Source organism: Micromonospora sp. NPDC049114 (assembly GCF_040648635.1).
Lineage (GTDB): Bacteria > Actinomycetota > Actinomycetes > Mycobacteriales > Micromonosporaceae > Micromonospora.
On sequence record NZ_JBEZEA010000009.1, the window covers coordinates 1 to 25,710 of the forward strand.

The window sequence follows — 25,710 nt, forward strand, 5'->3', positions numbered from 1 at the left end:
CTGGCCGACCAGGCCCGCAAGGAACACACCCCGTAACCCCGCCTGCCATGCAGGGACGGGGAGGAACCGGCGATGACTCTGGGGTATACCGCTCACCGCCACCTTCGCCCCGCCGGACGTGACTGACAGTGACCGCGGCCAGCGGGCCGCAGGTGTCGGCTCAGGTCAGCGGCCGAGCACCAGCAGCAGCACCGTCGTGACCAGCCCGGCGCCGAGCACCACGGTGATCGGTCGAGGGCCGAGCACCGCGTGTCGGCGGTCGGCGAGCACCCGCGCCGGCACGAGACCGATCAACGGCCCGAGCAGGGTCACCACCAGCGCCAGCACCGGCATCCCGACTGCCAGGTCCCCGCCGTACCCGACGCCGAGCGCCCGTGCGCCGGAGCCCAGCGCATACGCCACGACCGCGCCGGCCACCCCGCAGAGCGCCAGCAGCGGGTTGACCGAACCCGGCAGCTCACCGGGCTGCCCGGCCCGGTCGAGCAGGTCCCGGACCCGACCGAGCAGCAGCACCGGCTCGCCGGCCGCACTGTCGTTGGTCGGCGCGGGCGGCGCACCGAGGCGGCGGGCGCCGAGGCGGGCCCGCACCTGCTGCCACAGGTGCGCCACCTCGGCGTCGACGCGTTCCTGCTCCTCGCGGGCGTCGACCAGCTCCTGCTCGGCGCGGCGTACGTCGTCGGCGGCGTCGGCGACGGCCCGCTCGGCCGCCGCGCACTGCCGCTCGTACCAGGTGTGCGCCTCGGCGCGCTGTTCGCGTACCCGGGCGCTCAGCTCGGCCAGTCGCCGCAGTTGCGCCGTGTACGTGTCACTGGTCACCGGTTGGTTCATCGCGACGGTCCATAGGGGATGAGCACCTGGCCGGTGCGGTGCACCGCCCGGTCGAAGAAGAGCCCGCGCCAGGGCCGGGGATACCAGTCCGGGCCGCCGGTGCCCGGATACAGCGAGGCGCCCAGCTCGCCGCCGTGCGTGTCCAGAGCAACCCAGGCGCCGATCTGGTCGGTGCGGGCGGCCGGGCCGCCCAGGTCCGCGCGCATCCGCGCCACGCCCCGCCACCAGGCCAGCACGTGGGTGCGCCGCTCCGGACCGTCGTGCAGGATCCGGCGCAGATGCTCCAGGCCGGTGCGCCGACCCGTGCGCGCGGCGAGGGCGCCGGCCGCCGCGTCGACCGCGAACAACAGCAGGTAGTGCGGGCTGCCGGGGCCGGACAGCCCGTCGGCCGTCTCGCCCATCAACTCGCCGACGGTCTCCTCGTCGTACCAGGAGGCGTCGTCGGCCAGGTCGTCGTAGAGCGCGCGGGCGATCGGATCGGCGTCCGGGTCGAGGCAGGCGATGGAGAACCGGGCGGTGCCCGGCGGGTGTTGGCGGGCCAGCGACCGGGCGGCCGAGTCGAGCACCGCGCACGCCTCGTCCACCCGCGTACCCAGCACCGCCAGGTTGCGCCCGGGCGCGCGGGGCAGCCGCAGCGCCGCCGAGCGGGACTGCACGTCGATGATCTCGCCGAGCAGGGCCACCGGGTTGCGCGGCGCGCGGCCGTCGGTCGGGGCTTCGAGGCCCCGGAAGTCCGGGGCCTCGTCCAGCCGGGGGATCGCGTCACCGTCGAAGAGCCGGGCCGGCGCGGCGTCCGGCGGGCGCATCCGCCACAGCCGGTGTTGCAGGCCGCTCCACGTCTCCCAGTCGCTGGCCGACGGGATCCGCGCGACCTCGTTGCCCTCCACCATCCCGGACTCGGCGTTGACCACCGCGTGCCAGCGGGGCAGCGACTGCGCCGCGTCGTTGCGCTCGGCCAGGATCCGCAACGCCTTGGGCAGCGCGATCCGCAACGTGAACTGGGCGACCAGCGCCGGACGGCCCCACAGCGCCTCGATGCCCCGTACGTCCTGCGAGGCGAGCACCAGGTGGATGCCCTGCGACCGGCCGCGGCGAGCCAGGTCCTCCAGCAGGTCGGCGGCCTCCCGGGCGACCACGTCCCGGCCGGCCAGCAGCATCTGGAACTCGTCGACAACGGCGACGATCCGGGGCCAGTGCCCGGTCGGGTCGACCGCCCGCAGCTCGGCCAGCTTGGTCACCTCGTGCTTCTTGGCGGCGTCGGCACGGCGACGCAGCTCCTCGGTGAGGAACCGCAGCAGCGCCAACCCGAACTCCCGGTCGGTGTTGACGTTGATGCCGACCAGGCGCATGTGCGGCAGCCAGCTCGGGTCGCGTCGGCCCTGCGCGAACCGGGCGAAGGACACCCCCTCCTTGAAGTCGAGCAGATAGAACTCCAACTCGGCGGGGGAGTAGCGGGCGGCGAGGGCGCCGATCCACGCGAAGATCAGGTTGGTCTTGCCGGTGCCGGACGGCCCGCCGATCAGCGCGTGCGGTGGATAGTCGCCCAGGGTCAGGCGCACCGGTCGGCCCTGCGGCCCCTCGCCGATCGGGGCGGTCAGCCCGCTGGCCGAGTCCTCCCGCCACATCTGCTCCGGCGGGGGCAGCAGGTCGGCGAACGGGGTCGGCGGCGGGCCGGCGTTGACGCGGGCCGCGATCTCCCGGCAGGTGTCGGTGACAAGCGTCGCCGGTGGCGGCGGGTCCAGCCGGACCGACAGGCCGGACGGGCCGCCGATCCACGCGCCGGACGCCTCGGTCACCACCCGGGTCACCGTCGGGTCGTCCGGCAGCGGGATGCCCCGGACCACGAGGTGCACCCCGCAGGCGGCGCCGGCGCGGACCACGCGTTCGAGTTGGCCGCGTTCGTGCCGGCTCAGCTCGTCGCCGCCGAGCAGCACCGCCACCCGCCACGGCTCGGGACGGCGGCCGGTCGCCGCGGCCAGCTCCCGCAGCGAGCCGTGTTCGCCGGCCAGCACCGTCTCGTTGATGCGGCGGATCTGCTCGACCAGGTCGTCCAGCAGCGGACCCAACCCGCCCGGGCCGACGAAGGTGAGCAGCCCCGCGGTGCCCAGGGGCGCGAACCCGGCCAGGCCGCCGCCAAGGTGCTCCGGGTCGTAGCCGACAAGGCGTACCCCGCCCGGGTCGGCGCGGCCGACGGCCCGCAGCAGCAGCGCGGACACGACCGCGTCGCAGCCGGCGCGGTCGTCCCCGGACAGGTGCACGTGCCCCGCGTCGAGCAGCGGCACCAGCGCGGGCACCGGGTCGACGTCGTCGAGCCGGACCGTGCCGACCCGCAGCGCGCCGGGCGGCTCGGCCCGGCGGGTGGGCGTGGGCGTCCAGCCCGGCCAGTCGGCGCCGGCGCAGCCGGGTGCCTCCCGGCGGGCGGCGTCGGCGGCGTGGCGGGCCAGCTCGGCGAGCCGGGTGGCGTGCCGGGCGTCGATCTCGGCGAGGCGGCGGTCCCGTTGGGCGCCCACCCGCTGCGGTACGGCGGCCGCCGCGCGCCGGACCCGGGTCAGCCGTTCGCGACCAGCCGTCAGGTCGGCCTGGGCGGCCGACAGTCGGGTACGCGTGGCACCCAGCGCCTCGGAGAGGGTGTCCCGGATGCGGGTGACGAGTTGGCTCCGCCGGTCAGCCATCGGAACCCCGGCGGGCCGGCGCGTCCCGCCACGGGCTGCCGGTCTGCGGCGGCAGCCCGGCGGGCCGCTGCGGTACGACGCCGCCGGACGCCTGCCTGCCGTTCACCGCGCCAGGACGGGGACCGACGCCGCCCGAGGGTGGTGGTTCGGGGGGCCGTGGACGACTCGCGTTCCCGGAGCGTTGCTCGGCGGGACGAGCACCCGCGTCGCCGGTGCGCTGGTCACCGGTGGCCGGTGGCGTGCCGGTGGCAACGGGCAGGTCGCGGCCGAGGCGGGCGAGCAGCAGCCCGGTCGCCACGCCTGCGGTGACCGCGGAGTCGGCGGCGTGCGGCGGTTCCCCCGAGGAGCGGGGTGGCGGCATCCGGCACACCCGGGTCAGCAGCGTCTCCAGCACCGGCGGCGGCAGTCCGGGGAGCAGGTCCCGGACCCGCCCGTCCAGCTCGCCGCGCAACCGGCCGAGGTCGGCGGCGCGCGGCGGATGACCCAGCAGCTCGCCGGCCAGCTCCCGCAGCAGCGGCGGCGCGAGCGCGGCCATCCCGAGCCCCACGTCGGCGGACGCCCGCCGCAGCTCGGTGCGCAGCCGGTCCCGGTCGCCGGCGCGCACCCCGCCGACGACCCGGCGCAGCAGCTCCTGCGAGTCGCGCAGCCGTTCGTCGGGCTCGTCGGGGCCGCCGTCGCGCCCGCCGGTCAACTCGGCCACCCGTACCGACCACCAGCGACGCATCCGCACCTGCTCGGCCTGCTCCGGTGCCACAGTGGTCGGCCCGTGCGGCGGGGGCGCGTCGTGGCGCGGGTCGCGCTGCTGCGGGCGGGGCGCCGGGGCGCCGTCGGCGGCCAGCCCGATCGCGGCCAGATACGCCGACAGCTGCTCCTGCGCCACCCGCAGCGCGTAGTTGGCGCTCTCGGCGTGCTCGGTCGCGGCGGACAGCTCGGGCACCCCCATCGGGTTGGCCGACTCCTGTCGGACCCAGCGCAGTCGTTCCGCGGCCAGGCCGAACTTCTCCAGGGCCTGCCCGAGCAGGCCCACCGGGAACTCCTCGCTGGCCGCGCGGACCTGGCCGCCGATGTCCTCGATGATGGACACGGTGGCCTACAGGGTGGAGACGTAGAGCTGCGCCTGCTCGACCGCGACAAGTGTCGCGGCGAGGCACTCCTCCAGCTCCTGGCTGGCCTGGGTCAGCGACGCCTGGGCCGCCTCGACCGTCTCGTGCCCGCTGCCCTCCAGCGCGCCGGCAAGGGTCTGCTGCGCCTCGGCGAGCTTCTCACCGGCTGCCTGGACGGCTGTCTGCCCGTCGCCGATCTGTTGGAGGGCGACATCGATGGCAGCCTTCAGCTCGGCGACGCTCGCCACGGCGGAACCTCCTGGGGGCGGGGAGATCTCCATTAGAGCTTACTGGCGTCGGTGGGAGAACATCCGCCCTGGCGGTGTTCCTGCCCGACTGACCGTTAACCCCCCTGAAGTGCCGGGAGTCCGTTCTGTGGGAGTCCCAGTATGAGAACTTCTCAATTATCGCGGAGCCAGCGCGGCCCGTACACCTCCGCGCCGAGGGCGGTCACCCGCTCGCGCAGCTCCCGGTCGGCGGTGACCACCAGCCGACGGCGCTGCGGCGCCGCCTGGACCAGTTCGACAACCGTGTCGTCGCCGGAGCCGGGGGCGGAGACGACGCGGACGTCGTCGGTGCCGGGTACGTCCCGGGCGGCGCCCTCGACCACGAGCACCACCTCGACCGGGGCGGTCAGACGGGCGGGCAGGCCCGTGGCGGCCACCGGGGCCAGGGAGTCCCGCAGCCGGGCGGCGGCCCCGGCCCGGTCCCGCCACCACCCGTTCGGGCGGGAGCCCACCACGTTGGCGCCGTCCACGATCAGCAGCGGGTTCTCAGTCATGGCGTCAGCCTGCCACCCGTGGCCGGCGCCGGCCGGGTGCCACTCCACAACGCGGTGTGCGCCGCCACGTGCGGCGTTTGTCGGGCCGAGCGCCGGGTAGCCCCTGGCGACCGTGCCGCGCCCGACTGCGGAGGACAGACATGATGGGACCCGGTGACCTCGGCTCCGACCCGTGGGACGAATTCCTGGCCCGGTACTTCGGCCGGGGTGAGGGAGGACGCCGACCGCCGCACCGGGTCGACATCACCCGACTGATGACGGCCGACGCGCGCGAGATGCTGGCCGACGCGGCCCGCCGCGCCGCGCAACGGCAGAGCAACGACCTGGACACCGACCACCTGCTCTGGGCCGCCCTGCAACGCGAACCCCTGCGCGACCTGGTACGCCGCGCCGGCGCCGACCCGGACACCCTGCTCAACGCGTTGGGCGGCAAGGGCGACGGCGCACCGCGCGGGGAGGTACCGCCCAACCTGTCGCTGACCCCGGCCGCCAAGCGGGCGCTGCTCGACGCCCACCAGCTGTCCCGGGCGATGGGCGCCAACTACATCGGCCCCGAGCACATCCTGATGGCCCTGCCGCTCAATCCCGAGTCGCCGGCCGGACGGATGCTGGCGGCCGGCCGGATCCAGCCCGAGTCGTTGCAGGCCGCCAATGCCGAACGCGGCCCGATGACCGGGCCGAAGCCGGACCGCGGCACCCCCACCCTGGACCAGTACGGGCAGGACCTCACCGACCTGGCCCGCGCCGACCAGATCGACCCGGTGATCGGGCGGGCCGACGAGATCGAGCAGGCGGTGGAGATCCTGTCCCGGCGGACCAAGAACAACCCGGTGCTGATCGGCGAGGCCGGTGTCGGCAAGACCGCGATCGTCGAGGGTCTGGCCGAGCGGATCTGCGACGGCGACGTGCCGCAGACCCTGCTCGGCAAGCGCGTGGTGCAACTCGACCTCGCCGGCCTGGTCGCCGGCACCCGCTACCGGGGCGACTTCGAGGAGCGCCTCAAGAAGGTGATCGACGAGATCCGGGCGCACCGGGACGAGCTGATCATCTTCCTCGACGAGATCCACACCCTGGTCGGCGCCGGCGGGGCCGGCAGCGAGGGCGGAATGGACGCGTCCAACATGCTCAAGCCCGCCCTCGCGCGGGGTGAACTGCGGGTGATCGGCGCGACCACGCTCGACGAGTACCGCAAGAGCATCGAGAAGGACGCCGCGCTGGCCCGGCGGTTCCAGCCGGTGCTGGTGCCCGAGCCCAGCGTCGACGACACCATCGCCATCCTGCGCGGCCTGCGCGACAGGTACGAGGCCCACCACCAGGTGCGCTTCACCGACGAGGCGCTGGTCGCCGCCGCCGAGCTGTCCGACCGGTACGTCACCGACCGGTTCCTGCCGGACAAGGCCATCGACCTGATCGACCAGGCCGGCGCCCGGGTCCGGCTGCGCACCCGCACCCCGGCCTCCGACGTGCGGGAGCTGGAGCAGGAGCTCGACGACGTACGCCGGGACAAGGAGCAGGCAGTCACCGACGAGCAGTACGAACGGGCCTCGGCGCTGCGGGACCGGATCTCCGAGCTGGAGGAGGAGATGCGCCGCGCGACCGGCGCCGACGGCTCGTCCTCGCAGGTGCCCGAGGTGGGCCCGCAGGAGATCGCCGAGGTGGTCTCGCGGGCCACCGGCATCCCGGTCAGCCAGCTCACCGAGGAGGAACGCGACCGGCTGCTGCGCCTGGAGGGTCATCTGCACGAGAGGGTGGTCGGTCAGGACGACGCGGTCACCGCGGTGGCCGAGGCGGTGCGCCGCTCCCGGGCCGGGCTGGCCGACCCGGAGCGCCCGATGGGCAGCTTCCTGTTCCTCGGCCCCACCGGCGTCGGCAAGACCGAGCTGGCCCGGGCCCTGGCCGAGGCGTTGTTCGGCGAGGCGGACCGGATGGTCCGGGTGGACATGAGCGAGTTCCAGGAGCGGCACACGGTCAGCCGGCTGGTCGGCGCCCCACCCGGGTACGTCGGTTACGAGGAGGCCGGTCAGCTCACCGAGGCGGTGCGCCGCCGCCCGTACGCGGTGGTGCTGCTCGACGAGATCGAGAAGGCCCACCCGGACGTGTTCAACATCCTGCTCCAGGTGCTCGACGACGGGCGGCTCACCGACAGTCAGGGCCGCACGGTGAACTTCAAGAACACCGTCCTGATCATGACGAGCAACCTCGGCTCCGAGCTGATCACCGGGGCGCAGCGGGCCGTCGGGTTCGGCACCGGCGCACCCGGCAGCGAGCAGGAGAACGACGAGCTGCGCGAACGCCTGATGCGCCGCCTCCAGGAGAACTTCCGGCCGGAGTTCCTCAACCGCATCGACGAGGTCATCATCTTCCGCCGGCTGGAGGCCGAGCAGTTGCGCGACATCACCGCGCTGCTGCTGGAGGAGACCCGCCGCCGGATGCACGCCCAGGACATCCAGGTGGAGTTCACCAACGCCGGCATCGACTGGCTGGCCGAGCACGGCTACCAGCCGGAGTTCGGGGCCCGTCCGCTGCGCCGGGTGATCCAGCGGGAGGTGGACAACCACCTGTCGCGGATGCTGCTGGAGTCGGCGATCTCGCCCGGGCAGAAGGTCACCGTGGACGCCCGCGACGGGCAGCTCACCTTCGACGTGACCGCAGGTGAGCGGGGGTACACCGCCGCCACGACAACGCACCCCCGATGACCGGGCCGGCGCGACGGGACGACCACGAGGACCCGCACGAGCACGCGGGGTCCGCGAAGCCCCGGGACGAGGACGACGACGAGCATCCCGACCCGATCCTGGCGCCCCCGACCGCGAACCCGCGCCGCACGCGGGTGCCCGCCGAGGGCCTGCATCCGAAGACCGACCAGGACGACCCGGAGACGTCGGGTCACCATCGTCGAGAGGAGACCTGATGGTACGCGACACGCGGCTCGACCCCGAGGTGGAAGTGCTCTGGGAGGACTTCCACGCCGAGGTGAACGTCCCGTCGGAGCAGCTGCGCACCTGGCTGCTGACCCGGGGCTCCGGCGAGGAGTCGTTCAGCCCGAACCCGGACCTCGACCTGCCCCAGCCGGGACGGGAGATCCTCAAGGTGCTCAACAAGCGCAAGGTCGATCTGACCCCGGAGGACATCGAGGTGATGCGGGAGGCGGTCGAGCGGATCCGCGAGCTGATGGACGCCAAGCCCCGACGGGGCAACGCCGACGACGAGTGGCGGCACTCGCTGCTCGACCTCGGTCACGACCCTCTCGTCGAACGCTGAGCGAGGCCGTACGCGACGGTGCCGTCCCGGTGTGGGGCGGCACCGTCGCGTGCCGCTACTGGCCCTGGTCGGGTTCCAGGCTGCCGATGGTCAGTCCCGCCGCGTCGGCGGCGGCGTCGCGCTCGCCCCGGGTCTGGTCCTCCCGGGTGAGCAGGTTGGCGTACTCGGTGACGTCGGCCGGGTCGGGCACCTCCGGCAGCCGGCGCAGGAACGCCTCCACCTGGCGGGTGGCGGCGGTGTGCGCGGCGGCGGCCTGGCGGAGCAGTTCCCGGTCGTCGGCGGGCGGGTAGAGATCGGTCATGTCCGCCAGATACCCCGACAGCGGCCGTTCGCACCGCCACCGACCTGCCAGTAGGCGGCGTCCGGGTCGCGTCGCCGGGACTACCCGCCCGTACCGCCGGTCGGTTGGGGGTGGCCGGTGATGCCGTCCAGGATGGTGGTCAGGTTGTGGTTGAAGGTCTCCTCGGCGCTGAGGTGGGCGCCCTCGATGACGAGCCGGGCGACGGTGGGGTAGCGGCCGGTGTCGAGCATGCGGGTCAGGTAGGGGCCGAGGCTGGTCTGCCAGGCGCTGAACTCGGTGCCGGTGGAGCGGGCGGTGCGTCGCTCGGTGACCTCTCGGCGCAGGGCGCCGCCGACGAAGGCGTTGAGGGCGCCCAGGGCGCGCTGAAGGTCGTCGATGCCGTGTATGCCGGGGGCCTGGCTGAGGGCCGCGGCTGTCGTTTCGCCCACGGCGAGCGCGTGCGGGCCCAGGTGTGGCCGCCCGCCGAGCAGGTCGGCGAACCACTCGTGGTCGAGGGCGGCGGCGCGGGTCCGCCGAAAGACGGCAAGCACGGTGGCCCGCCACCCGGCCTGCTCGCCGGTCTCGGCGATCCGGGCGTAGACCGTGTCGACCATCAGGTCGAGCAGCTCCGATTTGGTGGCGACGTAGTCGTAGAGCCGCATCGGACCGACACCGAGCTCTTTGGCGATCTTGCGCACCGACAGTCCGTCGAGGCCGTGCGCGTCGGCGAGCCGGATCGCCGTGGCGGCGATCTTCGCACGGCTCAACGGCACCGGCGTCGCCCGGGGCTGGGGCTCGGGGCGTTCCCAGACGGGCACGACCTCATTACCGTACGATGTATCCACGCAATACAGTGTACGGTAAGGGCATGACGAAGCGACTGGCGATCGCCGGTGGTGGCCTGGGTGGCCTGACGCTGGCACGGATCCTGCACCGGCACGGCATCGACGCGGTGGTCTACGAACGCGAGGCCGGTCGCACCGCGCGCTCCCAGGGCGGAATGCTCGACCTGCACCCGGAGTCCGGGCAACTGGCCCTCGCCGAGGCGGGTCTCGACGACCGGTTCCGGTCCGAGGCCCGGCCCGAGGGCGAGGAGCATCGCATCCTCGACCCGGCCGGGCGCACCCTCGTGCACCACACGCCCCAACCCGGCTCGTTCGCCGGCCGCCCCGAGATCGACCGCACCGTCCTGCGTGATCTTCTGCTCGACTCGCTGCCGCCCGACGCGGTGGTGTGGCGGCGCCGCCTCGTCGCGGCCACGGCCCGACCGGGCGGGGGCTTCGGGTTGACCTTCGACGGCGGCCACCGGGCCGACTGCGACATCCTCGTCGGCGCGGACGGCGCACGCTCCGTCGTCCGGGCGCTGCTGACCGACGCGGGCCTGTCCCACGTGTCCAGCCACGTGGACCTGACCATCGACGACGCCGACCGACGCCACCCCGATCTCGCCGAGCTGGTCGGCCCGGGAAACCTCTGGTGCGTCGGCGTGAGCCAGATCCTCGCGGCGCAACGCCTCGGCGACGGCAGCATCCGCGTCGGGATCTCCCTACCCGCCGACGACCGGGACCTCGACACCTACCGGGACAAGCGTGCCCTGCTGGGCCTGTTCGACGGCTGGGACACCCGCCTCACCGCCCTGATCGACGCGGCCGACGGCCCACCGACGCCGCGCCGGGTCATGGTGATGCCGGTCGGCGCGCGCTGGGCCCACCAGCCGGGAGTCACCCTTCTCGGCGACGCCGCGCACCTCATGCCGCCCGTCGGCGAGGGCGCCAACCAGGCCATGCTGGACGCCGCCGAACTCGCGCGCGAACTCGCCGAGAACCCGGCCGACCCGGACGCGGCGATCCGGGCGTACGAGGAGGCGATGTTCGCCAGGATCCAGCCGATCGCCGAGATGTGCGCGCGAGTGCAGGCGATGATGCTGTCCCCGACGGCGGCGGACGACCTCGTCCGCTTCTTCACGCCCCGGTCCGCCACGCCGTCGGGTGGGGACGAGGAACCCGTCGCCGCGCACCGGTAGACCGCTCGTGCGCCCTCACACCTCGCTGGGCTGCCGGACGCCGAAAGCCGGATTGCGCACCAGCCAGTCCAGGTAGGTGGGGTGCGGCGCCAGCGAGTCGGTGTACGCCGCCTTGGCCGTGGCCAGCAGCAGCTCCGCGTCCCCGGCGGCCGGCGAGTCCGGATGCCACCCCAGCAGCAGCCGCCAGCGCAGCGGGACACCGGCCAGCCGGCGGGTGACCAGGCCGCCGACGGGGCGGAACGTCGCCTGGCAGAGGGCCACCGCCACGCCCGCCTCCACCAGATCGACGCAGCCACGGATGTCGGTCTCGTACACCTTGCGCGGGGTGAAGCCGGCGCGGGCGCACGCGGCGGCGAAACAGTCGCCGAAGCAACCGTCGCCCGGCGCGGCCACCCACTGCTCATGGCCCAGGTCCGCCAGGCGCACCTCGGCCCGCGCCGCGAGCGGGTGGGTCTCCGGCAGCAGCACCAGCACCGGGTCGACGGCCACCTCCCGCCAGCTCAGTCCGAACGCGGCCGACGGGGTGGCGTCGCCGCACACACCGGTGAGGGCGAAGTCCAACCGCCCACCGGCCACCAACTGCGCAAGCTCGTCCACCGACCAGGAGGCGTACGTGGTGATCTGGGCCGGTGGCTGCTCGGCGGCCAGCCGGTGCACCAACCGGCCCAGGATCGGGCTGTTCACCCCGCCGAGGCGGTAGCAGCGGGGCGCCGCGCCCGCGCCGGCGAGCCGGGCCGCCTCGTCCTGCAGGCCCTTCATCGCCGGCAGCAGCACCCGGGCGCGGGCGAGCACCAGCTCACCGAGCGCGGTGGGCCGGGCGCCGCGCCGATCCCTGTCGAACAGCGGCCCGCCCAGCGTCCGCTCGATCCGCTGAAGCTGGGCGGTGAGCGCCGGCTGGGCGAGCCCGAGCGCCGACGCCGCCTTGGTCACACTCCCTGTCTCCGCGATCGCGCAGACCACCCGCAGGTGTCGCAGCTCCAGGTTCATACGGTGACGGTAGGACCACGCCGCAGCCTGCGGAAGAGGCCAAGCGGATCGGTGACGTTGAATGCATTTAGTGGCGCGGCCCGCGCTGTCAGTCGCGCGGCGGCTCCGGCAGGTCCGCCAGGTACGTCGGCCGCCGCGTCACCGCGTCACGGACCTTGTCCACCACGCCCACCGCCGGCTCGACGATCCGGTTCCACGGTGGCGTGGCCGGCGTGCCCGGGTGCGGCCGGGTCGGCGCGGCCTCCTCGGCGATCTCCAACCGGTTGCCCAGGCGGATCAGCTCCTCGGAGGTGGCCACCGCGCGCAACTCGGCCACGAGCGCGCCCACCCCGTCGACGTGGCGGCGGACCCGCTCGGCGACCTCGGTCAGGGTCTCGTCGGACAGTCCCTTCAGGGCCGCCAGCAGTGCGGCGTCAGCGTCGATCTCCGCGTCCACCCGGTCGGCGCGGGCCGGCAGCGCCGCCCGTACCGCCGGCAGCAGGTACTGCTCCTCGGCGGAGACGTGTCGCGACAGCGCGGCGGTGAGCACCGCCAGCCCCTCCTGCGGCGTGGCGTCCGGGCCGGTCAACTGGTCCACGAGAGCCAGCAGCTGCCGGTGCTCGCGGTCCACGATGTCGGCGATGCTGCGGCCACCGGGCCGGTAACCGTCCTCGGACACGGGCGCGGGCGGCAACGGGGGCAGGGGGACGGCGGACATGGTGCCCTCCTCGACTGGCGGGCGGAAGCTCCGGCAGGGGATGTGCGGTCGTGGGCGGCGGTACCCGAACGCGGACGCCGCGAAACCGGCACGCGGATCCGCCGAGGTGAATGCCCGGCCCCGGCACGCCGGTGCGCCGGCCCGCCGGTCACCGCGGACTGGTATGAAGGGGCGATGACGAGCGACGCCGCCTCCGCCCGACCGGACCCCAGCGCGGAGGTCGTGGACCTCTGCCGCGACCTGCTGCGCATCGACACCACCAACACGGGTGACAACGCCACGAGCGTCGGCGAGCGCCGCGCCGCCGAGTACGTGGCGGAGAAACTCGCCGAGGTGGGCGTCGAATCGGTCCTGCACGAGTCCGCGCCCGGCCGGGCCAACGTGGTGGCCCGCATCCCCGGCGCCGACCCGAGCCGGGGTGCGCTGCTGGTGCACGGCCACCTGGACGTGGTGCCCGCCGACGCCGACGAGTGGTCCGTGCACCCGTTCTCCGGCGAGGAGCGCGACGGCTACCTGTGGGGTCGCGGCGCCATCGACATGAAGGACTTCGACGCGATGGTGCTCGCCGTGGTGCGGCACTGGCAGCGCACCGGCGTACGGCCCCCGCGCGACATCGTGCTCGCGTACACCGCCGACGAGGAGGCGGGCAGCGACTACGGCGCGCGCTTCCTGGTGGAGAACCACCGCGGCCTCTTCGACGGCTGCACCGAGGCGATCGGTGAGGTCGGCGGCTTCTCCTACTCGGTCAACGACAGCCAGCGGCTCTATCTCATCGAGACCGCCGAGAAGGGCATCGACTGGCTGCGGCTGCACGCCAAGGGCCGCCCCGGGCACGGGTCGATGGTGCACGACGACAACGCGGTCACCGCGCTCGCCGAGGCCGTGGCCCGCATCGGCCGGCACCGCTTCCCGGTGGTGGTCACCGACACCGTACGGGCGTTCCTGGAGGAGGTCTCGGACCTGCTCGGCATCGAGCTGGACCCGAACGACCCGGAGACGGCGATTGCCAAGCTCGGCCCGATCGCCAACATCATCGGGGCGACCATCCGCAACACCGCCAACCCCACCCGGCTCAGCGCCGGTTACAAGGACAACGTCATCCCCGGCCGCGCCACCGCCACCATCGACTGCCGCAGCCTGCCCGGCCAGTCCGAGCTGCTGGAGCGGCAGCTGCGCGAGCTGGTCGGCCCGGACATCGCCATCGAGTACGTCCAGCGGCAGCCGGCGCTGGAGACCACCTTCGACGGCGACCTGGTCGAGGCCATGTCGGCGGCCCTGCGTGCCGAGGACCCGGGCGCGCGGCCGGTTCCGTACATGCTCTCCGGCGGCACCGACGCGAAGGCGTTCTCCCAGCTCGGCATCCGCTGCTTCGGGTTCGCGCCGCTGCGGCTGCCCGCCGACCTGAACTTCTCGGCGCTGTTCCACGGCATCGACGAGCGCGTTCCGGTCGACGGACTACAGTTCGGCGTGCGGGTTCTCGACCGGTTCCTCCGCTCCTGCTAACCGTGTCCGGTAGCTGCACCCGGCGCGTTATCTCCCCATCGTGAAGGGACTGCCCCACATGACCGACCAGCACGGTGAGCTGGACGCCGCTCTCGAGCGGGTGATCGAAGCGGCCCGCCACCACCTGGCCGCCGTACGCGCCGCGCAGGGCCGCGTCGACGACGACGACGTCTGGCAGGCGTACGTGGCGTTGAACAACGCGTCCTTCGCCTACGACGAGCAACTCCTCGACGCCTTCGGCGAGGTGACCCCGTGGGACGTCGACTCGATCGACCCGGACGAGGCCGACGAGCGCTTCGGCGGTGAGGGCGCCGAGGCCAGCGACCCCCATCCGCGGGTGATCTCGGTTCGTCAACGTCGCGACTACCGGGTGCCGAGCATCGCCGCGCTGCTGCGGGCGGCCGAGGCGGCCCGACGCGAGGGCACCCCGGAGGACGACGAGCCGGCGCCGGTGGAGGGCGTCGGCGAGGCGGTGCTGGAGCTGCTGCAGAGCGGCGACGGCTCGCTCGGCGCGCTGGACGTCCCCGAGTTGGAACCCCTGGACGGGGTGGTCATGGTCAGCGAGGTGGGCACACCCGTGGACCTGGAGTCGTTCGACGATGACGACGCCGTCGGCCCGTTCCAGCCGGCGAGTGACGACCGGCTCGTCGGCCGACTCGACGAGCACCCGTTCCTGGAGCTCGACGACGACCACGACCACGCCGGGCACCAGCACTAGGGCCGGCGTCCCGCCCGTCGCCGGTGCGCCTGCGCCTCGCGCGACCGGGGACCAGGCACGAGGCCAGGTGAGGCCCGGGGCCCGAACCGTTCGCGGTTCGGGCCCCGGGCGTGTCGCCGCCCGTGCGGGCCCGGCGTCAGTACGACAGGCCCGGCTGCGGTTGGTTGACCCGCCGACGACGCAGCACGACCTGCCGCGTGCCGTCACGGAACAGCCGCACCCGAGCCAACTCCCAACCGGAGAACTCGGCCTGGATCGCCAACTGCGCCGCTGCGGTCAACCGGTCGACGTTCGGCGGCAGCCGCAGCGGCGCGTACTCGTAGTCCATGCCGTCCATGCTGCCCAGCCCAGCGGCCGTCCGCCACCCCCTCGGGGGTGACCAACGCCGCTGCCCTGCCTGATTCGTGCCGTCCCGGGTGCCCGCGCGTGGTCCTCGTCGCGGTCCGCGGGCGCCCCCGGTCAGCGCCCGACCCGGTGCGCGCGCACGTGCGTCAGCCGTCGCGCTCGGGGTAGCCGATGGGCACCGACGAGACGTCGTCAAGCGCCGTGGTGATCTCCTCGGGCAGCGTGATCCGCTCGACCTGCAACGCGCCGAGCAGCTGCCCCACCGTCCGGGCGCCGAGGATCGGCGCGGTCACCCCCGGTCGGTCCCGGATCCACGCCAGCGCCACCTCCAGCGGCGACACCCCCAGGCCGCCGGCCGCGGTCGCCACCGCCTCCACGATGCTCGAGCAACGCGGCTCCAGGTACGTGGAGACGAACCGCTCGAAGTGCGGCGAGGCGGCCCGCGAGTCCGCCGGCCGGCCGTGCCGGTACTTGCCGGTGAGCACGCCCCGACCCAGCGGCGACCAGGGCAGCACGCCGAGGCCCAGCGCGTCGCACGCCGGCAGCACCTCCCGCTCCACGCCCCGCTCCAGCAGCGAGTACTCGACCTGGGCGGCGACCACCGGCGCCCGGCCCGGCCAGGCCGTCTGCCAGGCGGCGGCCCGCGCGGTCTGCCAGCCGGAGAAGTTCGACACCCCCACGTAGCGGACCTTCCCGCTGGCCACCGCGTGGTCCAGGGCGGCCAGGGTCTCCTCCAGGGGGGTGTCCGGGTCGTACCCGTGCACCTGGAACAGGTCGACGTGGTCCGTGCCGAGCCGGCGCAGCGACGCCTCCAGGGTGCGCAACAGGTGGCCCCGGGAGCCGTCACGACGCCTACCGCTGCCCGGCCGCAGCCCCGCCTTGGTGGCGATCAACAGCTCGTCGCGCGGAACGAGGGTGCCCAGCAGCGACCCGATCACCGACTCGGCGTCGCCGTCGCCGTACACGTCTGCGGTGTCGATCAGGTTGCCGCCCGCGTCCAGGTAACTCTTCAGCTGGGCGGCCGCATCGTCGGCGTCGGTGTCCCGGCCCCAGGTCATGGTGCCGAGCGCGAGCCGCGAAACCGCCAGCCCGCTTCGGCCGAGCGGTCGCTGTTGCATGGGTGAACCTTATTTCGAACCCGCCGCCACGGATATCCTCGCTCCCGTCATCTCTGCCGGTTCTGCCGGTTCCGCCTCCGGCGGACACCGTGACGGGCGGGGGATCATTGGCGGTGAGCCGGTGACAGGGTCCGTTTTCGGCATTGCGTAACCTGGTGCGACCTGTGCCACGGATGGGGGAGGACCAGTGCGACTCGGGCTCAACCTTGGATACCAGACAGCGTGGAGCACACCCGCCGACCACCTGGCGCTGGCCCAGGAGGCGGATCGCCTCGGCTACTCGGTGGTGTGGGCGGCGGAAGCCTACGGCTCCGACTCGCCGAGCACGCTCGCCTGGATCGCCGGCCAGACGCAGCGGATCGACGTGGGCTCGGCGGTGATGCAGATTCCCGCCCGTACGCCGGCCGCGACCGCGATGACCGCCGCCACCATCGACGCGCTCTCCGGCGGCCGGTTCCGGCTGGGCCTCGGCGTGTCCGGCCCGCAGGTCTCCGAGGGCTGGCACGGGGTGCGGTTCGCCAAGCCGCTGGGCCGGACCCGCGAGTTCGTCGACATCGTCAAGCTGGCCGTCGCCCGCAAGGAGGTGGCGTACGACGGCGAGCACTACACCCTGCCGCTGCCCGGCGGCCCCGGCAAGGCGCTGCGGCTGAGCTTCCACCCACCCCGCGAACACATCCCGATCTACCTCGCCGCGGTCGGGCCGAAGAACCTGGAGTTGGCCGGCGAGATCGCCGACGGCTGGCTCGCCGTGTTCTACGCCCCGGAGTTTGCCGACGAGCACCTCGCCGCGGTGGCCGCCGGGCGGGCCAAGGTCGGCAAGGAACTGGCCGGTTTCGACGTGGTGCCCTCCGTGCCGGTCGTCGTCGGCGACGACGTGGCCTCCTGCGCCGAGCTGGTGCGCTGGTACGCCGCGCTCTACGTCGGCGGGATGGGCAGCCGCACGCAGAACTTCTACAACCAGCTCGCCACCCGGATGGGTTACGGCGACGCCGCGCGCGAGGTGCAGGACCTGTACCTGGCCAAGCGGCAGCGCGACGCGGCCGCCGCGGTGCCGATGGAGTTCATCGACCGCACCTCGCTGCTCGGCCCGAAGGAGCGCATCGCCGAACGGATGCGAGAGTACGCAGCCTCCGGCGTCACCACGCTGTCGGTGACCCTGTTCGTGGCCGACCGGGACAGTGGCGTGCAGACCCTGCGTACGGTCGCCGAGGCGCTCGACCTTTCCGGAGTCGGCGAGTGACCTGGATCGAGGCCATCGTCCTGGGCGTCGTCCAGGGGCTGACCGAGTTCCTGCCGGTCAGCTCGTCGGGGCATCTGCGGATCACCTCGGCGATCTTCTTCGACCGCGACGCGGGCGCGTCGTTCACCGCCGTCACCCAGCTCGGCACCGAGGCGGCCGTGCTGATCTACTTCGCGAAGGACATCTGGCGGATCACGCGTACCTGGCTGGTGGGGCTGCGCGACAAGTCGGTGCGTTCCAGCCTCGACTACCGGATGGGCTGGTACGTGATCGTCGGCTCGATCCCGATCGGGCTGTTCGGTTTCGTGTTCAAGGACCAGATCAAGACCGCCGGACGCAACCTGTGGGTCGTGGCGACCACGCTGATCGTGTTCGCGTTCGTGTTGGCGTTCGCGGAGTACTGGGGGCGGCAGACCCGCACCCTGGAGAACTTCCGAATGAAGGACGGCATCGTGATGGGCTTCGCCCAGGCGATGGCGCTGGTCCCGGGCGTGTCCCGCTCCGGCGGCACGCTCACCGCGGGCCTGCTGCTCAACCTGACGCGGGAGGCGGCGGCGCGCTACTCGTTCCTGCTGGCCATCCCGGCGGTCGTGATGTCCGGCGTGTTCAGCCTCGGGGACGTCTTCGAACCGTCCGCTCCGGGCACGTCAGTGCCCACCGTGGCCCAGACGATCGTGGCCACCGTCATCGCGTTCGGTATCGGCTACGCGGCCATCGCCTGGCTGCTGCGCTACGTCGCCCACCACACCCTGTACGTCTTCGTGCTGTACCGGGTGGCGCTGGGCACCCTGGTCCTCGCTCTCCTGCTGACCGGCACGATCAGCGCCACCTGAGTCGACCGCGCCCGGCCCCCATCCCGTGGTTGAGGGGTGGGGGCCGGTCCCTGTCCACGGGCCGGCGAAACTGGTCGTTTCCCCCGTTGTGCACGCAAGCCACTTAGCGCACCTATCCTGCTGATATCGGGCTGTCCCCGGGTGGGATCTGTCGGTGGCTCGCGTCGGAGGGGGCGACAGTGACTGCCAGTGCTGGCCCGAAGCGCGGCCGGGGGCTGCCGCCGAGGCGCAACCTCGTCGCCGTCGTGTCGATAGTGGTGCTGTCCGGCGCGTTCTTCGGCTACGACCAGGGCATCATCAGCGGCGCGCTCCGCGACATTCGCCAGACCTTCCACGCGGACACCTTCGCCGTCGAGGTGGCGGCGAGCTGGGTGACGCCCGGGGCGTTGGTGGGTGCGTTGCTCGGTGGTCACCTCGCGGACCGGATCGGTCGGCGGGGGGCGCTCTGGGTCGCCGCCGCCACGTTCGCGGTGGGCACCGTCGTGCAGGCGGTGGCGCCGGTCATCGGGGTCATGTTCGGTGCGCGGTTGATCCTGGGGCTGGGCATCGGCGTGGCCTCGGTCGCCGGCCCGATGTACGCGGCGGAGGCCGCGCCGGAACGGATCCGCGGCAGTCTCCTGGCGATCTACCAGTTCTCCACCACGTTCGCCATCTTCATCGGCTACCTGGCGGACGAGCTGTTCGAGGCCGGCACCTCCTGGCGTTACCTGCTGGCGGCGGCCTCCCTGCTGGGCGTGGCCCTCGCTCTGGTCACCACGGTCATCCCCGACTCGGCGGTCTGGTACTTCGGACGGGGGGACCGGCGCCGGGCGGAGGCATCCCTGCGGGCGACAGTGCCGCAGTCGAAGGTGCCCCAGCGGCTGCACGCCATCGAGGAGAGCCTCTCGGCCGGCAAGGCGGGGTGGCGGGAGGTGCTGTCGCCACAGTGGCGGCGTCCGCTGGTGCTCGGTGTCGGCATGGCGCTGTTCCAGCAACTGACCGGGATCAACGGGATCATCTACTACGCCGATGAGATCTTCTCGTCCGCCGGGTTCCACACCCCGCAGGCGCAACTGGCCGCGACCACCTGGGCGATCGGCGCTGTCGACTCACTCTTCACGCTTGTCGCTGTCGCCTTCCTGGATCGGCTCGGTCGCCGGCCGCTGCTGCTGGTCGGGCTCCTGGGCATGGCGGTCTCGCTCGTGGTGGTCAGTCTCAGCTTCGCCCGGATGGCCCCGGGGGCGCAGAGCGCCGGAGCGACCGGGCACCATCCCACCGACGCGGGCATCTTCCTGCTGATCGGCGTGGTCATGTTCGTGGCGTTCTACGCGATGTCCATCGGGCCCACCGCCTGGACGGTCATCAACGAGATCTTCCCGGGTCGCATCCGGGGCCGGTGCGTCGCGATCGCCTCCGCCACCCACTGGGGCACCGAGTACCTGATCACGCAGTTCTTCCTGAGCATGCTCGACGCCCTGGGAAGGTCGGGCGTGTTCGCGCTCTTCGCCGGCACCTGTGTGCTCGGCTTCGTGTTCGTCTGGCGGTACCTGCCGGAGACCAAGGGCAAGACCCTCGAACAGATTCAGCGGATGTGGCAGACCGACGCGCGTGCCCGCCGGCCGCACCGTCGCGACGACCGGTCGGCCGGTACGGCGTGATTCTCGGCTTCTGACCCGCGACGCAGGGGATCGGGCGTACGGTTCCGGTAAAGCCGTCCAAAACGGATTTAGTGGACAAATAAGTTCATTCGGGTGGAGCGTTGGTGCCCACCCGGGGCGAATCCGCTCGGCGGGCTGGCGGCTCCCGACCGACCGTCGCGAAGGACCAGGACGTGCATCTGACACCAAGGGAATTCGACAAGCTGACGATCCTCTCGATGGCCATCGTCGCCAACGCCCGCAAGGCCAGGGGGATCAAGCTGAACCACCCCGAGGCCGTGGCGGTGATCTGCGCCGCGGCCCTGGAGGGGGCCCGGGAGGGCAAGACCGTCGAAGAGGTCATGAACGACGCCCGTAGCACCCTCAGCGCCGACGACGTGATGCCGGGCGTACCGGACATGCTGCCCATGATCCAGGTCGAGGCGGTCTTCACCGACGGCTCGCGCCTGGTCACCGTGCACTCACCGATCCGCTAGGCGCAGCCAGCCCAGAGGCGATCTCCAGGAAGGTGGAGCAGGAAATGGCCACGCAACATCCCGGCCCCAACTCGAAGCACGTGCGACCCATCGGGGGCTACGTGCTGAGCGATCAACCGCTGGAGCTGAACGCGGGGCGGCCCGTCACCGAGGTCGTCGTCCACAACACCGGTGACCGGCCGATCCAGATCGGCTCCCACTTCCACTTCTTCGAGGCCAACCGGATGCTCGCCTTCGACCGTGAGGCCGCCTTCGGCAGGCGGCTGAACATCCCGGCGACGACCTCCATCCGCTTCGAGCCGGGCGACAAGAAGACCGTCGAGCTCATCCCCTTCGGCGGGCAGCAGCGCGTCTACGGATTCAACGGCCTGGTGCAGGGGTGGAGCGGCAGCGAGTCGACCCCCAGCTACCGGCCGGACCGTACCGAGGCGATCCACAACGCCAAGACCCGGGGCTTCAAGTTCGCCCCGGAGCAGCAGGACGACCCCAAGGGCAAGAAGAAGTAGATCGATTAACCCGCAGGGCTGCGCGCCTCGGGCAGGAGAGATGATTCGATGAGCCAGATTTCCCGGCAAGAGTATTCCGGCATGTACGGCCCCACGACGGGTGACCAGATCAGGCTCGGCGACACCGACCTGTACATCGAGATCGAGAAGGACCTGCGGGTCCTCGGCGACGAGGTGATGTACGGCGGGGGCAAGACGCTGCGCGACGGCATGGGGGTCAACAACCAGTACACCAACGCGCAGGGTGGCCTGGATCTGGTCATCACCAACGTGACCATCCTCGACGCGACGCTCGGCGTGGTGAAGGCCGACGTCGGGGTCAAGGACGGCAAGATCGCCGGCATTGGCAAGGCCGGTAACCCGAACATCATGGACGGGGTCACCCCCGAGCTGGTGACCGGTCCGGGCACCGAGGCCATCTCCGGCGAGCACCTCATCCTGACCGCCGGGGGCATCGACACGCACGTGCACCTGGTGACGCCGCTGCAGGCGCAGGCCGCCCTGAGCAACGGCGTGACCACCCTGTGGGGCGGCGGCACCGGCCCGACCGACAGCACCAACGGCGTCACCATCACCCCCGGGCCCTGGAACATCCACGCGATGATGCGGGCCTTCGAGAGCATCCCGATCAACATCGGCCTGATGGCGAAGGGCAACAGCACCGGCCGCGCGCCGCTGGTGGAACAGATCATGGCCGGTGCGCCGAGCTTCAAGATCCATGAGGACTGGGGTGCCCCGCCGGCGGTGATCCGGGCCTGCCTGGACGTCGCCGACGAGTTCGACGTGCAGGTCAGCATCCACACCGACACTCTCAACGAGAGCGGATACCTCGAGGACAGCATCGCCGCGTTCGAGGGCCGGACGATCCACACCTTCCACACCGAGGGCGCCGGTGGCGGCCACGCGCCGGACGTCATCAAGGTCGCCGGCCAGATGAACGTGCTGCCCAGCTCGACCACGCCTACGGTGCCGTACGGCATCAACAGCCAGTCCGAGCTGTACGACATGATCATGGTCTGTCACAACTTCAACCCGCAGGTCCCCTCGGACGTGGCCTTCGTGGAGAGCCGGATCCGGACCGAGACGATCGCGGCCGAGGACGTCTTGCTCGACGAGGGCGTCATCTCGATGATGCAGAGCGACTCGCAGGCCATGGGGCGCGTCGGCGAGACCTGGCTGCGCACCATCCAGCTCGCCGGGCAGATGAAGACCGCCCGCGGCAAGCTCGCCGAGGACTCCAGCGCCAACGACAACTTCCGGGTGCTGCGGTACGTCGCCAAGATGACCATCAACCCGGCCATCACCCAGGGGATCTCGCACGTGCTGGGATCGGTCACGCCGGGCAAGATGGCCGACCTCGTGCTCTGGGAGCCGGCGTTCTTCGGGGCCAAGCCGAAGCTCGTGCTCAAGGGCGGCATGATCGCCTGGTCGATCATGGGTGACCCGAACGCGTCACTGCCGACACCGCAGCCGGTCTACTACCGGCCGTCGTTCGCCGCGTTCGGCAGCCAGCTGGCCAAGACCTGCGTGACCTTCGTGTCCCGGGCCGCGCACGAGGCCGGCATCGCCGAGCAGCTCGGCCTGCAACGGCAGGTCATGCCCGTGTACCGCACCCGCGGGCTCACGAAGCGGGACATGGTCCGCAACGACCGGCTTCCCAAGCTCGAGGTCGATCCGGAGACCTTCGCCGTGAAGATGGACGGCGTGCACGCGACGGTGCCGCCGGCCCGGAACCTGCCGCTGAGCCAGCTCTACTTCTTCAGCTGACCCCCCCGCCGGGACCGCCTCGTGGGTGGCTGGTCCCGGCACACCTACCGAAAGGAGAGGCCCGTGCTCGTCGAGACGGTGCTGGGCAACATGAACGAGCCGGACTGGACGCTCCGCCTGAAGGAAGCGCGCATCGACGACCTGGTCCTCGACCAGTGGGACGCCCAGAAGAGCCGCATCCGCAAGATGACCAGCTCCGGGGCCGAGTTGTCGGTCGCGCTCGCGCGTGGGGTCCGCTTGCGCGACGGCGACGTCCTGGCCTGGGACGACCTCACCGCCACGGCGGTGGTGGCCCGGGTGCAGCTGGGCGAGGTGATGGTGGTCCACCTCGACCAGCTGCGCGGCGAGTCGGCTGAGCTGCTCATCCGCTCGGCCGTCGAGCTGGGTCACGCCATCGGCAACCAGCACTGGCCCGCCGTGGTCAAGGGCACCAAGATGTACGTCCCGCTGACGGTGGACCGCAAGGTGATGGACTCGGTGATGCGCACCCACGCCTTCACCGGGATCACCCACGAGTTCGTGCCCGGCACCGAGGTCATCGCGTACCTCGCGCCGCACGAGTCGCGGCGGCTGTTCGGCGGCGCCGACTCGACGCCGCACTCCCATCTCCCCGCCGACCTCAACTGAGCGGGGCCGCACGGTGCGCACGATGGCCGAAACCCTGAAGCTGCTCCAGTTCGGCGACTCCGTCTTCCCGGTCGGCGCCTTCTCCTTCTCCAGCGGCCTGGAGATGGCCGTCGAGCACGGTGTCGTCCACGACCGGACGACCCTGCAGGACTACGTCCGGACGGTCACCCGGCTCGCCGCCACCGGGGACGGGGTCGCGCTGCTCGCCGGTCACCGGGCCGCCGGCGCGGGGGACCTCGACCGGATCCGGCGGGCCGACGAGGCCGTCCACCTCCGCAAGATCAACGAAGAGATGCGGACGATGTCCGTACGCATGGGACGCAAGCTGGCCGAAGCCGCGACCCGGATCGTCGGGGAGACCCTGCTCAAGAAGCGCCTCAGCGAGTCGGCCGGCGGCGTGCCGGTCACCTACCCGGTCGCGCTCGGGGTGGTCTTCGCCGACCTCGGCGTGCCCGAGGAGGACGCGTTCGCCGCCCACCAGTACGGCGCGGCCTCGACGGTGCTCAGCGCCGCCATCCGGTTGATGCGGGTCGACCATCTCGATGCGCAGTCGATCCTGTTCGCGGTCAACGAGAAGGTCACCGACGACTACCGCGACGTGCGCACGGCCGACCTCGACGACATGCAGACCTTCGGGCCGCACCTCGACGTCCTGGCCGCCGCGCACCAGCACGTCCACGTGCGGATGTTCATGAGCTGAGAGCCGAACATCCGCATTCTCCCGCACCTGAAACGCCTTTCGAGAAGGACAGGTCACATCATGAAGTCGGCAAGTCGTATCGGCGTCGGCGGCCCGGTGGGCAGCGGCAAGACCGCGATCATCGAGGCTGTCGTGCCCCGTTTCGTGGACAACGGACTGCGCGTACTGGTGATCACCAACGACGTCGTCACCACCGAGGACGCGAAGCACGTGCGCCGCGCCCTGACCGGGGTCCTGGTCGAGGAGCGGATCCTCGGAGTGGAGACCGGTGCCTGCCCACACACCGCAGTGCGGGAGGACCCGAGCATGAACCTGGCCGCGGTCGAGGACATGGAATCCCGCTTCCCGGACAGCGACGTCGTGCTCATCGAGAGCGGCGGGGACAACCTCACCCTGACGTTCAGCCCCGCGCTCGTCGACTTCTTCATCTACGTCATCGACGTGGCGGCCGGCGACAAGATCCCGCGCAAGAACGGTCCGGGGATCTCCAAGTCCGACATCCTCGTGATCAACAAGACCGACCTCGCCCCCTACGTGGAGGCGGACCTCGGCGTCATGGCGCGCGACGCGGACCTGATGCGCAACGGCAAGCCCGTCGTGTTCACCAACTGCAAGACCGGCGAGGGCATCGACGAACTGGTGTCGCTTATCCGCCGCAACGCGCTCTTCGACGCCGAAGTGGTCGCATGATCACACTGGACAGCGCGCGGGAACTGGAGCCGTACCAGGACCAACCGGCCCAGTTGCCCGCGGCGTCCAATGGCAAGGTCGGCATCCTGCGCCTCGGGTTCGAGCGGCGCGGCGACCGGACGATCCTGCACGACCTCTACCGGCAGTCGCCCCTGCTCGTCCAGCGGGCCCTCTACTGGGACGAGGAGATGCCGCAGCTGCCCTGCGTCATGATCCTCACCACCTCCGGCGGTGTGCTCCAGGGCGACCGCCTGCACCTGGACGTCGACCTGGCGCCGGGCAGCCAGGCGCACCTGGTCACGCAGGCCGCCACCAAGATCCAGGAGATGGACGCGAACTACGGCTCGCAGATCCAGCGGTTCACCCTGGCCGAGGACACCTATCTGGAATACCTCCCGGAGCCGACGATCCCGTACCGGGGCAGCCGGTTCGTCACCGACACCGAGGTGCGGCTCCCGGAGAGCGCCACCATGCTCTACGGCGAGATCCTGCAACCCGGCCGGAAGTACTACCGCGACGGCGAACTCTTCGCGTACGACCTCTTCTCCTCCTGTCTGCGGGCCGAGCGTCCGGACGGCCGGCGGTTGTTCGTGGAGAAGTTCGTGGCGGCCCCCGGCCGGTTCCCGGTGGCGCGGCTCGGGGTCCTGGACCGCTTCCACATCTTCGGCAACGTCGTGCTGCTCACCAGCGCCGAGCGGGCCGCCCGCGTCTTCGAACGGACCGCGACGCCGGTCTGGGACGAGCAGACGCCGCTGGCCAGCGCCGTCAGTCGGCTGCCGAACGACGCCGGCCTCATGTTCAAGGTCCTGGGGCAGGAGACCGAGCCGGTTCGTGCCGCGGTCCGCGCCTTCTGCGTGGCCGCCCGTGAAGAGGTGACCGGCCGCACCTTCCCGCCGACGTTCAGCTGGCGATGACGCA

Annotated in this window: 26 protein-coding genes and 1 pseudogene; 16 read left to right on the plus strand and 11 right to left on the minus strand. The window is 72.2% G+C overall.

Features of this window, described 5'->3' with window-relative positions:
• Window positions 1–165 precede the first annotated feature (165 nt).
• The 5 genes from AB0B39_RS23340 to AB0B39_RS23360 form a co-directional block, all read right to left on the minus strand.
• Entirely contained in the window at window positions 166–828 is a 663-nt protein-coding gene (locus tag AB0B39_RS23340) for a hypothetical protein (RefSeq protein WP_357575362.1), read from the minus strand.
• Window positions 825–3,500: an FtsK/SpoIIIE domain-containing protein gene (locus AB0B39_RS23345; RefSeq protein ID WP_357490177.1), complete on the minus strand. Its 2,676-nt coding sequence runs from the start codon at window positions 3,498–3,500 to the stop codon at window positions 825–827. The genes AB0B39_RS23340 and AB0B39_RS23345 overlap by 4 nt, the downstream gene beginning before the upstream one ends.
• Window positions 3,493–4,584, minus strand: coding sequence for a hypothetical protein (locus AB0B39_RS23350; protein WP_357490179.1), 1,092 nt, complete (start codon window positions 4,582–4,584; stop codon window positions 3,493–3,495). Before AB0B39_RS23350 ends, AB0B39_RS23345 begins: the two co-directional genes overlap by 8 nt.
• Window positions 4,585–4,590: 6 nt before the next feature.
• Window positions 4,591–4,851 carry a hypothetical protein gene (locus AB0B39_RS23355; RefSeq protein WP_007076395.1) on the minus strand — a complete coding sequence of 87 codons (261 nt, stop codon included), beginning with the start codon at window positions 4,849–4,851 and terminating at the stop codon, window positions 4,591–4,593.
• Between the two features lie 152 nt (window positions 4,852–5,003).
• Window positions 5,004–5,384 (minus strand): hypothetical protein, encoded by a 381-nt coding sequence (locus tag AB0B39_RS23360; protein WP_234582026.1) that lies wholly within the window; start codon window positions 5,382–5,384, stop codon window positions 5,004–5,006.
• A gap of 140 nt (window positions 5,385–5,524) precedes the next feature.
• Here AB0B39_RS23360 and AB0B39_RS23365 point away from each other — a divergent pair, with 140 nt between their 5' ends.
• Genes AB0B39_RS23365 through AB0B39_RS23375 form a run of 3 tightly spaced genes read left to right on the plus strand, consistent with a single transcriptional unit; the run spans window position 5,525 to window position 8,645 of the window.
• Entirely contained in the window at window positions 5,525–8,080 is a 2,556-nt protein-coding gene (locus AB0B39_RS23365) for an ATP-dependent Clp protease ATP-binding subunit (protein WP_357490181.1), read from the plus strand.
• The gene (locus AB0B39_RS23370) at window positions 8,077–8,295 is read left to right on the plus strand and encodes a hypothetical protein (RefSeq protein WP_357490183.1); all 219 of its coding nucleotides are present in this window, start codon (window positions 8,077–8,079) and stop codon (window positions 8,293–8,295) included. Before AB0B39_RS23365 ends, AB0B39_RS23370 begins: the two co-directional genes overlap by 4 nt.
• Window positions 8,295–8,645, plus strand: a complete 351-nt coding sequence (locus tag AB0B39_RS23375; RefSeq protein ID WP_234582023.1) for a DUF3140 domain-containing protein — start codon at window positions 8,295–8,297, stop codon at window positions 8,643–8,645. Before AB0B39_RS23370 ends, AB0B39_RS23375 begins: the two co-directional genes overlap by 1 nt.
• A gap of 55 nt (window positions 8,646–8,700) precedes the next feature.
• Here the strand turns inward: AB0B39_RS23375 and AB0B39_RS23380 are convergent, their stop codons facing one another.
• Together AB0B39_RS23380 and AB0B39_RS23385 are read right to left on the minus strand one after the other, a co-directional pair.
• The gene (locus tag AB0B39_RS23380) at window positions 8,701–8,946 is read right to left on the minus strand and encodes a hypothetical protein (protein WP_266241928.1); all 246 of its coding nucleotides are present in this window, start codon (window positions 8,944–8,946) and stop codon (window positions 8,701–8,703) included.
• An 80-nt stretch (window positions 8,947–9,026) separates the two neighbouring features.
• Complete coding sequence (locus tag AB0B39_RS23385; RefSeq protein WP_357490184.1) at window positions 9,027–9,770, minus strand: TetR/AcrR family transcriptional regulator; 744 nt, start codon at window positions 9,768–9,770, stop codon at window positions 9,027–9,029.
• Window positions 9,771–9,793: 23 nt separating this feature from the next.
• Here AB0B39_RS23385 and AB0B39_RS23390 point away from each other — a divergent pair, with 23 nt between their 5' ends.
• The gene (locus tag AB0B39_RS23390; protein WP_357575363.1) at window positions 9,794–10,948 is read left to right on the plus strand and encodes an NAD(P)/FAD-dependent oxidoreductase; all 1,155 of its coding nucleotides are present in this window, start codon (window positions 9,794–9,796) and stop codon (window positions 10,946–10,948) included.
• Between the two features lie 15 nt (window positions 10,949–10,963).
• Here the strand turns inward: AB0B39_RS23390 and AB0B39_RS23395 are convergent, their stop codons facing one another.
• Window positions 10,964–11,935 carry a LysR family transcriptional regulator gene (locus AB0B39_RS23395; protein WP_357490188.1) on the minus strand — a complete coding sequence of 324 codons (972 nt, stop codon included), beginning with the start codon at window positions 11,933–11,935 and terminating at the stop codon, window positions 10,964–10,966.
• 88 nt (window positions 11,936–12,023) lie between these two features.
• Window positions 12,024–12,632 carry a hemerythrin domain-containing protein gene (locus AB0B39_RS23400; RefSeq protein WP_357490189.1) on the minus strand — a complete coding sequence of 203 codons (609 nt, stop codon included), beginning with the start codon at window positions 12,630–12,632 and terminating at the stop codon, window positions 12,024–12,026.
• A 174-nt stretch (window positions 12,633–12,806) separates the two neighbouring features.
• Between AB0B39_RS23400 and AB0B39_RS23405 the strand changes: the two genes are divergently transcribed.
• Window positions 12,807–14,135, plus strand: a complete 1,329-nt coding sequence (locus AB0B39_RS23405) for a M20/M25/M40 family metallo-hydrolase (RefSeq protein ID WP_234582017.1) — start codon at window positions 12,807–12,809, stop codon at window positions 14,133–14,135.
• 58 nt (window positions 14,136–14,193) lie between these two features.
• Window positions 14,194–14,853, plus strand: a complete 660-nt coding sequence (locus AB0B39_RS23410; protein WP_234582016.1) for a hypothetical protein — start codon at window positions 14,194–14,196, stop codon at window positions 14,851–14,853.
• A 136-nt stretch (window positions 14,854–14,989) separates the two neighbouring features.
• Here the strand turns inward: AB0B39_RS23410 and AB0B39_RS23415 are convergent, their stop codons facing one another.
• Window positions 14,990–15,181 carry a DUF5703 family protein gene (locus tag AB0B39_RS23415; RefSeq protein WP_053655860.1) on the minus strand — a complete coding sequence of 64 codons (192 nt, stop codon included), beginning with the start codon at window positions 15,179–15,181 and terminating at the stop codon, window positions 14,990–14,992.
• Between the two features lie 163 nt (window positions 15,182–15,344).
• Window positions 15,345–16,316 (minus strand): aldo/keto reductase, encoded by a 972-nt coding sequence (locus AB0B39_RS23420; protein ID WP_357490191.1) that lies wholly within the window; start codon window positions 16,314–16,316, stop codon window positions 15,345–15,347.
• A gap of 187 nt (window positions 16,317–16,503) precedes the next feature.
• Here AB0B39_RS23420 and AB0B39_RS23425 point away from each other — a divergent pair, with 187 nt between their 5' ends.
• The 10 genes and pseudogenes from AB0B39_RS23425 to AB0B39_RS23470 all read left to right on the plus strand — a co-directional run bounded on the left by AB0B39_RS23425 (window position 16,504) and on the right by AB0B39_RS23470 (window position 25,706).
• Window positions 16,504–17,556, plus strand: coding sequence for an LLM class F420-dependent oxidoreductase (locus AB0B39_RS23425; protein ID WP_357575364.1), 1,053 nt, complete (start codon window positions 16,504–16,506; stop codon window positions 17,554–17,556).
• A complete protein-coding gene (locus AB0B39_RS23430; RefSeq protein WP_357575365.1) occupies window positions 17,553–18,389 on the plus strand; it encodes an undecaprenyl-diphosphate phosphatase in 837 nt (278 codons plus the stop codon). Before AB0B39_RS23425 ends, AB0B39_RS23430 begins: the two co-directional genes overlap by 4 nt.
• 179 nt (window positions 18,390–18,568) lie before the next feature.
• Window positions 18,569–20,026, plus strand: coding sequence for a sugar porter family MFS transporter (locus AB0B39_RS23435; protein ID WP_357490195.1), 1,458 nt, complete (start codon window positions 18,569–18,571; stop codon window positions 20,024–20,026).
• A gap of 173 nt (window positions 20,027–20,199) precedes the next feature.
• On the plus strand, window positions 20,200–20,502 hold the full coding sequence (locus AB0B39_RS23440) for an urease subunit gamma (RefSeq protein ID WP_179778963.1): 303 nt from the start codon (window positions 20,200–20,202) through the stop codon (window positions 20,500–20,502).
• Window positions 20,503–20,546: 44 nt separating this feature from the next.
• Window positions 20,547–20,882: pseudogene (locus tag AB0B39_RS23445) on the plus strand (urease subunit beta); the annotation flags it as partial.
• A gap of 174 nt (window positions 20,883–21,056) precedes the next feature.
• Window positions 21,057–22,775 carry an urease subunit alpha gene (locus tag AB0B39_RS23450; RefSeq protein WP_357490196.1) on the plus strand — a complete coding sequence of 573 codons (1,719 nt, stop codon included), beginning with the start codon at window positions 21,057–21,059 and terminating at the stop codon, window positions 22,773–22,775.
• Window positions 22,776–22,838: 63 nt separating this feature from the next.
• A complete protein-coding gene (ureE, locus tag AB0B39_RS23455; RefSeq protein WP_234582009.1) occupies window positions 22,839–23,402 on the plus strand; it encodes an urease accessory protein UreE in 564 nt (187 codons plus the stop codon).
• A 22-nt stretch (window positions 23,403–23,424) separates the two neighbouring features.
• A complete protein-coding gene (locus tag AB0B39_RS23460) occupies window positions 23,425–24,102 on the plus strand; it encodes an urease accessory protein UreF (RefSeq protein ID WP_357490198.1) in 678 nt (225 codons plus the stop codon).
• 60 nt (window positions 24,103–24,162) lie between these two features.
• Entirely contained in the window at window positions 24,163–24,792 is a 630-nt protein-coding gene (gene ureG / locus AB0B39_RS23465) for an urease accessory protein UreG (protein ID WP_357575366.1), read from the plus strand.
• A complete protein-coding gene (locus tag AB0B39_RS23470) occupies window positions 24,789–25,706 on the plus strand; it encodes an urease accessory protein UreD (protein WP_357490200.1) in 918 nt (305 codons plus the stop codon). Before ureG ends, AB0B39_RS23470 begins: the two co-directional genes overlap by 4 nt.
• Window positions 25,707–25,710 lie beyond the last annotated feature (4 nt).

Coding starts and splice junctions, on each gene's coding strand:
- AB0B39_RS23470 (WP_357490200.1), top strand. CDS start 24,789: ATGATCACACTGGACAGCGCGCGGGAACTGGAGCCGTACCAGGACCAA.
- AB0B39_RS23460 (WP_357490198.1), top strand. CDS start 23,425: ATGGCCGAAACCCTGAAGCTGCTCCAGTTCGGCGACTCCGTCTTCCCG.
- AB0B39_RS23400 (WP_357490189.1), bottom strand. CDS start 12,632: ATGTCCGCCGTCCCCCTGCCCCCGTTGCCGCCCGCGCCCGTGTCCGAG.
- AB0B39_RS23405 (WP_234582017.1), top strand. CDS start 12,807: ATGACGAGCGACGCCGCCTCCGCCCGACCGGACCCCAGCGCGGAGGTC.
- AB0B39_RS23375 (WP_234582023.1), top strand. CDS start 8,295: ATGGTACGCGACACGCGGCTCGACCCCGAGGTGGAAGTGCTCTGGGAG.
- ureG (WP_357575366.1), top strand. CDS start 24,163: ATGAAGTCGGCAAGTCGTATCGGCGTCGGCGGCCCGGTGGGCAGCGGC.
- AB0B39_RS23420 (WP_357490191.1), bottom strand. CDS start 16,316: ATGCAACAGCGACCGCTCGGCCGAAGCGGGCTGGCGGTTTCGCGGCTC.
- AB0B39_RS23410 (WP_234582016.1), top strand. CDS start 14,194: ATGACCGACCAGCACGGTGAGCTGGACGCCGCTCTCGAGCGGGTGATC.
- AB0B39_RS23360 (WP_234582026.1), bottom strand. CDS start 5,384: ATGACTGAGAACCCGCTGCTGATCGTGGACGGCGCCAACGTGGTGGGC.
- AB0B39_RS23380 (WP_266241928.1), bottom strand. CDS start 8,946: ATGACCGATCTCTACCCGCCCGCCGACGACCGGGAACTGCTCCGCCAG.
- AB0B39_RS23345 (WP_357490177.1), bottom strand. CDS start 3,500: ATGGCTGACCGGCGGAGCCAACTCGTCACCCGCATCCGGGACACCCTC.
- AB0B39_RS23395 (WP_357490188.1), bottom strand. CDS start 11,935: ATGAACCTGGAGCTGCGACACCTGCGGGTGGTCTGCGCGATCGCGGAG.
- AB0B39_RS23365 (WP_357490181.1), top strand. CDS start 5,525: ATGATGGGACCCGGTGACCTCGGCTCCGACCCGTGGGACGAATTCCTG.
- AB0B39_RS23340 (WP_357575362.1), bottom strand. CDS start 828: ATGAACCAACCGGTGACCAGTGACACGTACACGGCGCAACTGCGGCGA.
- AB0B39_RS23415 (WP_053655860.1), bottom strand. CDS start 15,181: ATGGACTACGAGTACGCGCCGCTGCGGCTGCCGCCGAACGTCGACCGG.
- AB0B39_RS23450 (WP_357490196.1), top strand. CDS start 21,057: ATGAGCCAGATTTCCCGGCAAGAGTATTCCGGCATGTACGGCCCCACG.
- AB0B39_RS23370 (WP_357490183.1), top strand. CDS start 8,077: ATGACCGGGCCGGCGCGACGGGACGACCACGAGGACCCGCACGAGCAC.
- AB0B39_RS23390 (WP_357575363.1), top strand. CDS start 9,794: ATGACGAAGCGACTGGCGATCGCCGGTGGTGGCCTGGGTGGCCTGACG.